We start from the raw sequence: 11,660 nt of genomic DNA on the forward strand, positions 1-11,660 counted from the left end.
CCCGAGGGGTAAACGGCCCGTACGCCGATGCGTAACTACTCCGCCTCGACCGGTTACTTCATCTCCGGCTCCACCCAGCCACTGTCCACGAGGTGGGCCAGCACAAGATCGATGGCCTCCGGCACGGTCATGTCCGTGGTGTCGACCACCAGCTCGGCGTCGGTGGGCACCTCGTACGGGTCGTCGACGCCCGTCATGCCCCGGAGCTGGCCGGCTCGGGCACGCGCGTAGAGGCCCTTGCGGTCGCGCTGCTCGCAGACCTCCAAGGGGGTGGCGACGTGCACCAGCACGAAACCGGCCCCGGCGTCGGCGGCCATCCGGCGCACGGCGGCGCGGGCGTCCGCGTACGGCGCGATCGGGCACGCGATCGCCATGCCACGGTGGCGCGCGACCTCGGCCGCCACCCAGCCGATGCGCCGCACGTTGCGGTCCCGGTCGGCTCGGCTGAACCCCAGCCCGGCCGAGAGCTCCCGGCGGACGACGTCGCCGTCGAGGAACGTGATGGTCCGCTCGCCGCTCTCGCGCAGGGTGTCCGCCAACCCTCGGGCGATCGTGGACTTGCCGGAGCCGGAGAAGCCGGTGAAGAAGACGACCAGCCCTCGATGCCGGCGCGGCGGGCGGACCCGGGCCAGCTCCTTGGCCACGGCCGGCGGGGTGTGCCACTCGGGCAGCGGGAAGCCCCGGTCCAGCAGGTCGCCGATCTCCGCGGTGGACATAGCCAGCCGGCGGTTGCGCGGCGGGATGTCGTCGCGCCAGCGCCACTGGCCGTCGCGGTTGTCGTAGGCCAGCTCGCGGGGCACCAGCACCCGCAGGCCACCGCCGGACAGCATGTCGCCCGTGGACAGCACGTGGGTGACGCCGTAGGCGGCGGCGACCCGGGCCCGCAGCAGCGCGTCGCGCATCTCGTCGCCGCGGGTCATCAGCGGGACCGCGACGATGGTGGCCGGTGGCATCCGGTCGCGGGCCGCGAAGATGGCGCGGACCAGCGCCTCCGGGGGCAGTCCCTCGGGGCCCGGGCCGGTCACCGGGATGAAGATCAGCAGGTGGGCGGCCAGGGTGCGGGCGGCGTGCGCGATCTGCGCGAGCTGGGGGCGGTGCAGCGGGCGGTCGGCGATGACGCCGAGGACACGCCCGGGCGGCAGCAGCGCTTTGACCTCTTCGGGGGTGCGGCGCAGGCGCTGGAACGGGCCGTGCCCGCCGTCGCCCATCCGGCGTACCGTGCCGCCGACCGCGAAGTGGCCCTCGGTCGTGGGCCAGGCGTCGGTGATCTCGATGGCGGCCACCGGCGCGCCCTCGGGGTCGGTGAGCACGACCGTGCGCCGCAGCGGGTTGTCGAGGTCGAGGCCGGTGCCGAGCTCGGCGGGGATCTCCAGCGTGACGGCGACGGGCCACGACGTGCCGTCGGCGAGGTGGCCTCGCCGCCGCACGGCCTGGAGATCGGCGCGGCCCAGAAAGCCGGTCAGCGGCGCGTACGCCCCGGCCAGCAGCAGCTCGAGGTCGGCGAGTTCGTGCGCGCGTGGTGTGTACGTCGGCGCGTCACGCATGACGTCCTCGGGCAGCACAGAACCGTCGTTCACCTAAAACTCCCCCTGCAGTGACTTGAGGACAGTTTCGCAGCCGGAGTCCGTGGGGTCGAGCGGGGCTCTTGGTCTGTCCGCTGCTCTGTCCGTTCTCGACTGTGGCGGCGGGTGCCACACCCGTCGGGTAGTCGACAAAAGGGATTTTAGTGTCGATACTGGGCGATCGTGAGACGTGGACCGCGCCGCAGCCGCTTCCTGCACCTCGCCGCCATCACGACCGTCTTCAGCATTTCGGTCGTGGCGACCCTCTCCTGGGCCTGGACCGGCGGTGTCGACCAGATCGGCCTGCCCTACAGCCCGGACCCGGTCGTGCTGCCCGGGCCGGCCGCCACCTCCGCGCCCGGGACGCCCCGGGGGCTGCCGTCGCCCGCCGAGCCGGGCGTGCCGATGCTGCCCGGGATGCCACTGCCCTCGGGCGCGGCGTCGCAGTCGCCGTCGGCGTCGCCCTCCGCCGCCGGGCCCGCGTCCGGAGACCCGGTGGCACCGGCGCCGGCCGGATCCTGCCGTACGGGGGCAAAGCTCGTCCCCACCTGCGGGGTCCTCTGGGGTGTGGCGCCCGGGGCCTTCACGGACGCGCGTGGCAAGGAGGCGCTGGCGACCTTCGAGAAGAAGACCGAGCGGCATCAGGACGTCTATCACGCGTACCACCGGGGCAACACCCAGCTCTTCCCGACGAAGACGGAGATGGCGATCGCCCGTGAGCCGGGCAAGGAACGCATCCTGTTCCTCAACTGGAAGCCGCGGGGCGCGTCCTGGGCCAAGATCGCCAAGGGGGACAAGGCGACGGACAGGTTCCTGGACAAGCTCGCCGACCACATCAAGAAGGAATTCCCGGAGGACTTCTTCTTCACCGTCCATCACGAGGCCGAGGACAACGTCAAGGAGAAGGCGGGCTCCGGTTACACCGCCGCCGACTACGCCCGGATGTTCCGCTACGTCGTGGAGCGGCTGCGCGCGGACGGGGTCGACAACCTGGTGACGGTGCTGGTGCACATGGCGTACGTGCCGCACACCAGCCAGAAGTGGTTCAACGACATGTACCCGGGCGACAACGTCGTGGACTGGATCGGCTTCGACACCTACGCCTACAGCGACCCCGGTTACGGCCACGGCGACTTCGAGGAGCTGCTCAACCGCCAGTCGTCGGCCCGGCCCACCTGGCCCGGCTTCTACAACTGGGCAACCGGGCGGCATCCGGACAAACCGCTGATGGTGGCGGAATGGGGCGTCTGGTCGTCGAAGAAGAACCCGGGCCACAAGGCGGCGTTCTACCGGGAGGTGGGCCGGCAGATCCGGCGGTTCCCGGAGATCCGGGCCATGGTCCACTTCGACACCCCGCACAACCAGGAGGGGCGGGAGTCGTCGGTCGACGCGACGCCGGAGTCGCTGGCGGCGTATCGCAGGCTGGGCAAGCTGCCGGTCTTCCAGGTGGAAGTCGCCTCCGCCCTGCCGTAATAGGTGGTTTGTCCATCACTGTGGGGTTCGACCCCCGCCACGTGGGTGGCGAAAGCCCTGCCGGCGCGGGGCCGGCGGCCGACAATGGGGTTTACACGTTGGCAGCGCGCGCCGGGGCCCGCCCCGGCGGGACGAGAAAGTCGGAACTTCGGTTTCCACAGCGGGTGCCGGCGGCCTAGTACCCAGGTGATGAAGATGCGTGAAGGGAGCCCGGCATGATGCACCCCGACATCGCTGAGCAAGACGACCCCGGCATGTCCGCGGCCGACGCGCTCTGCTTCCTGACTCCCGACCTGCGCCAATTCCTCGCAGACCTCTACGGTGCGCCGGCGTCGATCGCCCAGGCCGCCGTGCAGTTGCTGCCCTTCGGTTCGCGGTCCGCGTTGTTGTCGACGGGCCTCGCCACGGCGGACGGCAGCGGCAGCGGGCCCGCCGGTGAGACCGGGCTGTGGCTGACGACGCTGGGATTCGAGGTCATCGCCGAGGCGGCGATGCCGGCCCAGCCCGACGAGGTCGACCGCCTGACCTCGGTCGCCGCCGCGATCGTCGCCGAGCACAACTCCTGCCGTTAGCCCGGCGCGACGTCAGGCGGTCAGGGCTGAGGTCAGATAGGCCCGGAGCCGGCGCAGCGCCTTGGCCACCCCGGCGTGGCTGAGGCCGAGAGCGTCACCGGTGGTCCGGTTGCTGGGCGCCTCCCCGGTCCGCTGGATGTGGTCGAGCAGGTAGGTCGCCACCTTGACGGCGGTCACGTCCCCGTCGAGGCGGGCCCGCGTCATCGCCCGGCGCAGCATGTCGACCGTCGCCAGGCGGTCGAAGCGGGCCGCCGTGTCGGTGTCGGTGAGGGTGACGGCGGCCTCGGCGCCATCCAGATCGGCCGTGCCCCCCACTCTCTTGACCGTGGCGAATCCGTTGTTCATGGCGATCCTGAGCAGGTAGCCGGTCGGATTGCCGCCCGCGACGAGCAGGCCGCGGCGGGCCGCGTCCAGGAACTGGGTTATCGCCTCGGCGGCGAGATCCTCGATGTCGCCGCGGCCGAGCTGGGTCGAGAACCGCCGTGACAGATAGTCGCGCAGCGCGGAGAACCCCTCCTGGAAGCTGTCCGTGGGAACCTCGCCGTCGGTTTCCAGCAGGGCGCGCACCATGCGCAGCATCGGATCGTCCTGCCTTGTCACCGCGGGCCCGGCCCCCACGCCTGTCTCGACTCCAGCAGGCTGTAGAAGTCCGTCAGGGCGTCCTCGACGGCCTCCTTGGTGAGCTGGCGGGCGGGCGTGCCCAGACTGCGGGCTATCGCCGCGGGCAAGGGCGGCTTGCCGTCGAGCTCGGCGACGTCGAGGTAATAGGTGACGATGCGGAACTCGAGCTCCCGACCGCTGGTCACCAGGTCCCGCATCCCCGCGCGGATCTCCGTCGCGTCGAACTGGCCGTGGAAGACCGTCTCGGCGAACAGGTTGTCGTACTCGTGGCTGCCGGCCGGGATGGTTCCCGCTTCCTTGAGCCAGGCGAGCGCGGCCCGGTTGGCGTCGGCCCGCAGTCCGGTGACCGGCTCGCCCGCGGCGTCCCTCAGCGGGCCGCTGTACCACCTGTTCAGGACGTCGGTCACCAGCGTCTCGATGGACGCGTCGTCGATCCGGTCCGGAAAGCGGTCGCGGACATGCGCGCAGAGGTCCCGCAGGATGCGCTCCGCGGCGGCGGAGCTCAATGACGTCCACGCCGGATCCGGTGGCCGCCCCGCGTGGCGGCCCGACACGCGTCGTTGATCCACCATCGCGAGTCCACCCCGACCCGATAAGTCGTCTATGCCCAGCTTCTAGTTATTCATAGGCAAGCGCCGAGTCTACGGTGAGTTGTAGGGTCTGGACCTGAGATCATATAAACCGCGGAGCAGGTCATGTCCCTTGTCCTGGCAATGCTGACGGCGGCGGTCTTCGCGGTGTTCGGATTCCCCTTCAGCTCCTACCAGTTCTGGCACAGTTGGAGCCGTAAGGGCTTCTTCGTCGGCTTCGCCTGCTACCTGGCGCTAGCCGGGGCGGGCGGCGGATTCGTCGGCTGGCTCCCCGCCCAGCTGGGCATTCTCACGTCGCCGACCGCTAACGGTCTGATCAACGGCGTGATCTTCGGAGTCGCCGGCTCGCTGGCGGTACGCGCCGATTTCGGCGGACGCGGCCCCGCTGGTCCCGCCGGTGCGGCCGGCTCGGCGGAATCCCGGCGGGCCGCATCCTTGATCGGCAAGGGCATCGACTGGACGGCGGCGATGCTCGACCAGGTGGCCCGCAGAAACATGGAGAACTGGGCCAAGAAGCTCTCCGACACCCAGTTGCTGGAGGTCACCCTCGACCTCGTCTACGGGATCGGTGACGCCTCTCCGGCCGCCATCCCGGGTAAGACCAAGCAGGCGACCATCAAGGCGATCACCGAGGCCATGGCGGCCGTCGGAAGCGAGAAACCCGAGCAGCGTGCCGAGGCCCGAGCCCGCCTGACCCAGTTCTGCCTGCACTACCTCTGCGCTCGACGAGCTCCCCAACCGATCGGGAACGCGGTCGTCGCGCAGGGCGGCGAAGCCGGAAACGCGGGGCAGGCGGGCGTCGGGCGCCCGGCCGGTTAGGTCGGGCACCGGCCGATTAGGTCGGGCACCGGCCGATTAGGTCGGGCACCGGCCGGTTTAGCTCGTCTCGCCGGCCACCGAGAACGACCGGAGGCGGTCCACCGCGAAGATGGCGGATCCCAGCACGAAGATCGCGCCCATCACCACGGCCACCGGCAGCGACACCTTCGCGTCGAGCAGGGCAGTCGGCGTGATCTTGTCGGCGATCGTGATGACGTACTGCTGGATGGACAGCACCCGGGTGCCGCTCACGAAGCGACCCAGCAGGCCCTCCCAGACCAGGATGTAGACCAGGCCCAGCAGCACCGGACGCCGGGTGACCAGGCTCAGCAGCAGGAAGAGCGCCGAGTACGCGAGGGCGCCCACGAACGCGGCCGCGACGAGCGCGCCGCCCCACGCGGGGGAGTCGGCCATCCAGCCGGCGACGAACAGCGGAACCGCGGCCGTCACCGTGCTCACCAGGACCGCCACACCGAGCTTCGCCAGGATGATGTCCCGGCGGGGCAGCGGCTTGGTCAGGATGTGCACGATCGTGCCGTCGTCGACCTCGGAGCCGAGCACGCCCGTGCCCACGATCAGCGAGACGACCGGCAGCAGCACCGCCAGGCCGAGCCCGATGAGCACCGCGGGGCCCCATTCCGCCGGGTCCACGTTGTACGCCTGGCAGAGCCAGGCCAGGCCGACCAGCAGCATCGGCAGCGGCAGGAGAAGCAGCGCCCGTTTGCGGCCGAAGAGGCCCCGGGCCGTGATCCACGCGACCGTCGACATGTCAGGCCTCCAGCAGGTAGGAGAAGACGCTCTCCAGGGATTCGTCGGACGGGATCAGTTTGCGCAGCCGGATGCCCGAGTCCAGGGCGATGCGCGGCAGGGCGCGGGTGAAGCTGCCGTAGTCGCCGGTCCGCACGGTCATCCCGGTCGCGTCGATCTCCACCCCGGTGACCGACTTCTCGCCGATGAGGGCGACCGCCAGGCGGCGGTCGTCCGACGACTGGACCGCGAAGACGTGCGGGCGGTTGGTCATCAGACGGCGGATCTTGCGATAGTCGCCCGAGGCGGCCAGCCGGCCCGACACGATCACCTGGACCGTGCCGGAGACCTGCTCGACCTCCTCGAGGATGTGCGAGCTGAACAGGATCGTGTGGCCCCGGTCGCCCAGCTCGTGCAACAGCGCCATCATGTGCATGCGCTGCCTCGGGTCCATGCCGTTGAACGGCTCGTCCAGCAGCAGCACCTGCGGGTTGTGCACCAGCGCCGCCGCCACCCGGGTGCGCTGGCGCATGCCCTTGGAGTAGGTCTCGATCCGGCGGTCCGCCGCAGGCGCCATCTCGACCATGTTCAGCGCCCACTCGGTCGCCGCCGCCGGGTCGGACAGCTTCTGCATCTTCGCCGACGCGAGCACGAACTCGCGGGCGGTGAGGAAGCCGTGCACGGCCTCGCGCTCCGCGACCAGGCCGAGCTCGCGGTAGACGGCCGGGTTGCGCCAGGTCGGCGCGCCGTCGACGGTAACGGTGCCCTTCGACGGCGAGAGGAAGCCCGCCATCATGTGCAGGATGGTCGTCTTGCCGGCGCCGTTCGGGCCGAGCAGGCCGGTCACGCCCGCCTCGAGGCTCATGCTGACGTCGTTGACGGCGACGACGTTGCCGTACCAGCGGGACACGTTCGCCAGGTCCACTGTGGTCACAGCGCGGCCACCTTCCGGTATCGGGCGAGTAGGAGCAGCAGGCAGGTGGCGATCAGCGTGGCCGCCTCGATGGCGTACACCGGGCCGAAGCTGCCGATGGGCAGGCCCGTGTTGGCGGTCGGCACGAGCCACTGGCCGACGCCGCCCACCAGCGTCATCGGGCTGGCCATGCCGGCCATCTCCTGCACGTCCCGCGACGGCAGATTCGCCAGGACGCCGACCACCGGCGTGGTCATCAGGAACACCGCGACGATGCCGCCGGCGGCGAACGCGCGCTTGCCGGTCAGGGACGCGATCAGCAGGCCGATGCCGGTGAACACCAGCGCCCACAGCAGGCTGTAGCCCCAGCCCGGCAGCAGGTCGCCGAGCTCGTTCCAGACGTCCGACATCCCGTTCTTGGCGGTGAAGGCCGCGCCCAGGAAGATGATGAACTGCGGCAGGGCCAGCAGCGCCCAGACCGCGGTCACCATCGCGGCGAGCTTGGCGCCGATGTAGTCCGCGGCCCGCAAGGGCCGGCTGAAATAGAGCGGCAGCACCTTGGAAGCCATGTCCCGCGAGACGAGCTCGGGCGCGACGATGGCGACGAAGAAGATGATCAGCCAGCTCATCGCGTCCGCGAACTGTACGTAGTTGAGCGGCAGCAGGCCGGTCTGGGAGCGGACCGCGGCCAGGATCACCGCCACGAGGGTGACGATGCCCATCACCAGCCACGGGAAGATCTTCGCCTTGGCCGAGCGGCCGAGGCCGTACGCGGCCCGCAGCCCGTGCACGTAGACGGCACCGAACACCGCCCCGCGACCCAACTTCGGGCCGGTGTAGCGCTGGTAGCCGATGTCATGGATAACGCTGCCTTCAGACATCGGCGGTCTCCCTCGGTGCGAAGAGCTCGGCCACCCGGTGGCGTCGCTGGTCGAGACGGTGCAACGGCAGGTCGAGGTCGGCCACGACGCGCAGGATGCGGTCGTAGGTGTCCTCGTGGTCCAGCGCCACGAGCAGCAGGCGCCCGTCGACCTGGGGGGTCATTCCGAGCTCGACCAACGCGGCGGCGAGCTCGTCCGTGCCCTCGGCGACCTCGACCGCGAGCACGTCGCTGGCCTCGGTCATGCTCGAGATCCGGTCGGCCCGCAGCAGGCGGCCGCCCTCGATCGCGACCAGCGAGTCGCAGATCCGCTCGATCTCGCCGAGCAGGTGCGAGCAGACCACGACCGAGATGCCGAACTCGTTGCCGATCCGGTGGATCAGCGCGAGCATCGCGTCGCGGCCGGCCGGGTCGAGGCCGTTGGTGGGCTCGTCGAGCAGCAGCAGGTCCGGGTCGTGCACCAGGGCCTGTGCGAGCTTGACCCGCTGCTTCATGCCGGTCGAGTAGCCGCCGATCTGGCGGTAACGCTCCTCGTAGAGCCCGGCGTGCCGCAGCGCCTCGGAGGCGCGCTCACGCGCGGCTGTCCGCGGCAGGCCGCTGATCCGGCCCAGGTGGGTCACGAACTCGGCCGCGGACACGTCCGGCGGCAGGCAGTCGTGCTCGGGCATATAGCCGACCCTCGACCGCACCTTGTCGGTGTCGATCGTCGGGTCAAGGCCGAAGACCCGGACCTGTCCCGCGGACGGCGGGATCAGGCCCAGCATGATCTTGATGAAGGTCGACTTGCCGGCACCGTTGGCGCCGACCAGCCCGGTGATCCCCGGCTCGACGGAGACGGTCAGGTCGTGCAGGGCGGTCACCCGCCCGCCGTACGTCTTGGTCAACCCTTGGGTTTCGATGAGGCTCACAGGTGACAGCCTAGGGAGACCTGTCATCCGCGGGGATCAGGTGATCACCCTTACTCACCCCTGAGGTGTGCCTATGTCCCAGGGTGAACAACCACGTGGCGCAGATGTCCCAGCCCGGGCACAGGCGTCCGGTTCCGGGGCTCCCCGGACACCGCGTCGCACCAGCGGATCTCGTCGGTGCCGCCCAGGTAGAGCAGGCTCGCGTCGGAGTTCAGGCCGAGGCCCCGGACCGGAGACGGCGTCGTGAGCCGGGTGCGGGAGGTGCCGTCGAGCACCGTCACGGTCGTGCCCGTGCCCACGTACGCCCGGGTGCCCGCCAGCGCGAGGGCGGCCGGGCCCGTGGCGGCCGGCACCGGGTCGACCCGCTCGATGGTCAGGCTCTCGGTCCGGGCATAGGCGAGTTTCCCGGAGGTCACGTCCACGACCGCCAGCCGGCCGCCGGCCGGGTCGACGGCGATCGCGTGCGACTCCGCCGGGCCCTCCCCGAACGGATGCGGCAGATCCAGGCAGTACGCCCATCGCTGCTCGAGGTGCAGGACGTGCACGAACGAGTGGGCACCGCTGGCGCGGCCGGCGACCAGGTCGCGGGTGTGCCGGTGGCCGGGCTGATGGGTGTACAGCGTGTAGAGCACCTTGCGGTCACCGGAGAGCACCGCCTGGCGGCCCACACCGCGCATCTCCTCCTCCGCTCCCGGCGGCACCGGCACCTTGGCGCGGGTCAGGAGGGGCTGCAGCGCGCCGGTCGTCAGGTCCATCAGCCGCACCCGGTAGCGCTCCGGATCCTCCGGCGGGAGCCACTCCAGCACGAACAGGCCGGTGTTGTCGCTGGTGAAGGCGTCGGGCTGGACGGTGGACGGCACGTCGTAGCGACGCCGGTCAGACCCGCGCGCCACCATCAGCGAACCCTTCGGCGAGTCCTTCAGCCGCAGGGCACAGGCGGTGCCGTCGCCGGAGACCACCTGAGGCGCCCAGCCGTCCAGGGTCCTTTCGTCGGCCACGTACACGAAGGTGCCGTCGGGGCTGGCGGCCGCGCGGGTGCCCAGCGCGCGGATCCGGGAGCCCTCGAGAACCACCAGGCCCGCGGCGGTCTCGGCGATCAGCCTGTCCGGTACGGCCACCGTGGCGGGGCGGCGAGGGGAGCGGCAGCCGGTCACGCCGGCCGCCGCGCCCGCGATGATGAGGAAGGTGCGCCGGGTCGTCATGACCGGTGGACACCGCCGCCCGCGGAAAAGTTCCGCCCGCCGGGAACCCTCAGGCCGCGGGCGGTGTCGACACAGCGGAGGTGTCGAGCTGAACAGGGTCGGCGAAATCGACGACGCGGCCGCCGCCGGGCTGGCCCGCGAGGGCGATCCGGACGCGTACGAGGTCCTGGTCGTCCGCTACACGGCGTCCGCGCACCGGTTCGCGGTGCTGCTCGGTGCGGGCGAGGACGCGGACGACGTGGTGCAGGAGGCGTTCGTGAAGGCGTACCGGCAGATCTCGCGGTATCGCGGTGACTCCGGGTTCCGGCCCTGGCTGTTCTCGATCGTCGCCAACGAGACCCGCAACCTGCACCGCTCCCGCAAGCGCCGCGACGGGCTGGCCCTGCGCGCCGCGGCCGTGGAGGAGACCGGGGTGACCGGGCCCGACCCGGCCGAGGTGACCCTGGCGGTCGAGCGCCGTCGACAGCTCGTCGAGCAGGTCCGGCGGCTCGACTTCCGGGAACGGGAAGTGCTGGTGTGCCGCTATTTCCTCGACCTCTCCGAGGCGGAGACCGCGCAGGCGCTGAGCATTCCGAAGGGAACCGTCAAGTCGCGGACGTCGCGGGCGCTGGCCCGGCTGCGCGACCGGCTCGCCGTGGAGGTGACCGGTGCCTGACGACGATGCCCTGATCGCAGAGCTGCGCGCGCTGGCCACCGAGCTGGAGGTGCCCGAGGCGGCCGACCAGCGTGCGGCGGTCCGTGCCCGGCTCGCCGCGGCCCCCGCGGCGCGGCGCCGGGCGAAGCGTTGGCTCATCGCGGGCGTCGCCGCCCTGGCCGCGACGGTCGCCGCGGTGTCGCCGGCCCGCGCGGCGGTGGTCGCCGCGGTCGGCGAGGTGCTGCGGGTGGTGGGCATCGAGGTACGCGCCGAGCCCGGCCCGCCCCTGCCCGCGGTGCCCAGCCCGTTGCCCTCCCCGGGGCCGGTCACGCTGGCCGGTGCGAAAGCCGCCGCCCAGTTCCCGGTGCTCGTTCCGCTCGCTTTGGGCGTACCCGAAAAGGTGGAGCTGGCCGACCCCGGAGCCGGCGGCGCGCCGCGGGTGGTGACCATGACCTTCCGCGGCGGCGCCGTGCGTTTCGATCAGTTCGACGGCCGGGTGTCGCCTGCCTTCCTCAAGTCGTCGTCCGCCGCACGGTGGACCGAGGTGGGCGGGGACACGGCGATCTGGCTGCCCGGCCCGCACCCGGTGACCTACATCGACCGGCAGGGCACGCAGCGTACGGAGACCGCCCGGCTGGCAGCCCCCACATTGATCTGGTCGACCGCCACGGTGACCTACCGCCTCGAAGGACTGCCGACACTGGCGGAGGCCACCGCGGTCGCGAGCGAGCTGCGCTGA

General features: G+C 71.3%; 13 protein-coding genes. 5 read left to right on the top strand and 8 right to left on the bottom strand.

Annotation, left to right across the window (positions count from 1 at the left end):
* Nucleotides 1-53: 53 nt before the first annotated feature.
* Nucleotides 54-1,577: an adenylyl-sulfate kinase gene (cysC, locus tag AB0M36_RS14240; protein WP_364156719.1), complete on the bottom strand. Its 1,524-nt coding sequence runs from the start codon at nt 1,575-1,577 to the stop codon at nt 54-56.
* Between the two features lie 168 nt (nt 1,578-1,745).
* Here cysC and AB0M36_RS14245 point away from each other — a divergent pair, with 168 nt between their 5' ends.
* Both AB0M36_RS14245 and AB0M36_RS14250 read left to right on the top strand, forming a co-directional pair.
* Nucleotides 1,746-3,035 carry a glycosyl hydrolase gene (locus AB0M36_RS14245; RefSeq protein ID WP_364156722.1) on the top strand — a complete coding sequence of 430 codons (1,290 nt, stop codon included), beginning with the start codon at nt 1,746-1,748 and terminating at the stop codon, nt 3,033-3,035.
* 215 nt (nt 3,036-3,250) lie between these two features.
* Nucleotides 3,251-3,607 (top strand): hypothetical protein, encoded by a 357-nt coding sequence (locus tag AB0M36_RS14250; protein WP_364156725.1) that lies wholly within the window; start codon nt 3,251-3,253, stop codon nt 3,605-3,607.
* Between the two features lie 12 nt (nt 3,608-3,619).
* On the opposite strand, the gene AB0M36_RS14255 is transcribed toward AB0M36_RS14250, so the two are convergent.
* Both AB0M36_RS14255 and AB0M36_RS14260 read right to left on the bottom strand, forming a co-directional pair.
* Nucleotides 3,620-4,186, bottom strand: coding sequence for a hypothetical protein (locus tag AB0M36_RS14255; protein WP_364156727.1), 567 nt, complete (start codon nt 4,184-4,186; stop codon nt 3,620-3,622).
* A 17-nt stretch (nt 4,187-4,203) separates the two neighbouring features.
* Nucleotides 4,204-4,800, bottom strand: a complete 597-nt coding sequence (locus AB0M36_RS14260; protein WP_364156730.1) for a hypothetical protein — start codon at nt 4,798-4,800, stop codon at nt 4,204-4,206.
* 123 nt (nt 4,801-4,923) lie between these two features.
* Here AB0M36_RS14260 and AB0M36_RS14265 point away from each other — a divergent pair, with 123 nt between their 5' ends.
* Entirely contained in the window at nt 4,924-5,637 is a 714-nt protein-coding gene (locus AB0M36_RS14265; protein WP_364156733.1) for a hypothetical protein, read from the top strand.
* Between the two features lie 57 nt (nt 5,638-5,694).
* Here AB0M36_RS14265 and AB0M36_RS14270 read toward each other — a convergent pair whose 3' ends face one another.
* The 5 genes from AB0M36_RS14270 to AB0M36_RS14290 all read right to left on the bottom strand — a co-directional run bounded on the left by AB0M36_RS14270 (nt 5,695) and on the right by AB0M36_RS14290 (nt 10,287).
* A complete protein-coding gene (locus AB0M36_RS14270) occupies nt 5,695-6,405 on the bottom strand; it encodes an ABC transporter permease subunit (RefSeq protein WP_364156736.1) in 711 nt (236 codons plus the stop codon).
* Between the two features lies 1 nt (nt 6,406).
* Nucleotides 6,407-7,318, bottom strand: coding sequence for an ABC transporter ATP-binding protein (locus AB0M36_RS14275; protein WP_364156739.1), 912 nt, complete (start codon nt 7,316-7,318; stop codon nt 6,407-6,409).
* A complete protein-coding gene (locus AB0M36_RS14280; protein ID WP_364156741.1) occupies nt 7,315-8,178 on the bottom strand; it encodes an ABC transporter permease in 864 nt (287 codons plus the stop codon). Before AB0M36_RS14280 ends, AB0M36_RS14275 begins: the two co-directional genes overlap by 4 nt.
* Entirely contained in the window at nt 8,171-9,085 is a 915-nt protein-coding gene (locus tag AB0M36_RS14285) for an ABC transporter ATP-binding protein (protein ID WP_364156744.1), read from the bottom strand. Before AB0M36_RS14285 ends, AB0M36_RS14280 begins: the two co-directional genes overlap by 8 nt.
* Before the next feature lie 71 nt (nt 9,086-9,156).
* Nucleotides 9,157-10,287 carry a hypothetical protein gene (locus AB0M36_RS14290; protein WP_364156747.1) on the bottom strand — a complete coding sequence of 377 codons (1,131 nt, stop codon included), beginning with the start codon at nt 10,285-10,287 and terminating at the stop codon, nt 9,157-9,159.
* Between AB0M36_RS14290 and AB0M36_RS14295 the strand changes: the two genes are divergently transcribed.
* Nucleotides 10,286-10,942, top strand: coding sequence for an RNA polymerase sigma factor (locus AB0M36_RS14295; RefSeq protein ID WP_364156750.1), 657 nt, complete (start codon nt 10,286-10,288; stop codon nt 10,940-10,942). The two genes, AB0M36_RS14290 and AB0M36_RS14295, sit on opposite strands and share 2 nt — an antisense overlap.
* Nucleotides 10,935-11,660, top strand: coding sequence for a hypothetical protein (locus tag AB0M36_RS14300; RefSeq protein ID WP_364156752.1), 726 nt, complete (start codon nt 10,935-10,937; stop codon nt 11,658-11,660). Before AB0M36_RS14295 ends, AB0M36_RS14300 begins: the two co-directional genes overlap by 8 nt.

Source organism: Actinoplanes sp. NPDC051346 (genome assembly GCF_040682215.1).
Lineage (GTDB): Bacteria > Actinomycetota > Actinomycetes > Mycobacteriales > Micromonosporaceae > Actinoplanes.

Coding starts and splice junctions, on each gene's coding strand:
- AB0M36_RS14250 (WP_364156725.1), top strand. CDS start 3,251: ATGATGCACCCCGACATCGCTGAGCAAGACGACCCCGGCATGTCCGCG.
- AB0M36_RS14255 (WP_364156727.1), bottom strand. CDS start 4,186: ATGCTGCGCATGGTGCGCGCCCTGCTGGAAACCGACGGCGAGGTTCCC.
- AB0M36_RS14260 (WP_364156730.1), bottom strand. CDS start 4,800: ATGGTGGATCAACGACGCGTGTCGGGCCGCCACGCGGGGCGGCCACCG.
- AB0M36_RS14265 (WP_364156733.1), top strand. CDS start 4,924: ATGTCCCTTGTCCTGGCAATGCTGACGGCGGCGGTCTTCGCGGTGTTC.
- AB0M36_RS14270 (WP_364156736.1), bottom strand. CDS start 6,405: ATGTCGACGGTCGCGTGGATCACGGCCCGGGGCCTCTTCGGCCGCAAA.
- AB0M36_RS14280 (WP_364156741.1), bottom strand. CDS start 8,178: ATGTCTGAAGGCAGCGTTATCCATGACATCGGCTACCAGCGCTACACC.
- AB0M36_RS14295 (WP_364156750.1), top strand. CDS start 10,286: ATGACCGGTGGACACCGCCGCCCGCGGAAAAGTTCCGCCCGCCGGGAA.
- AB0M36_RS14290 (WP_364156747.1), bottom strand. CDS start 10,287: ATGACGACCCGGCGCACCTTCCTCATCATCGCGGGCGCGGCGGCCGGC.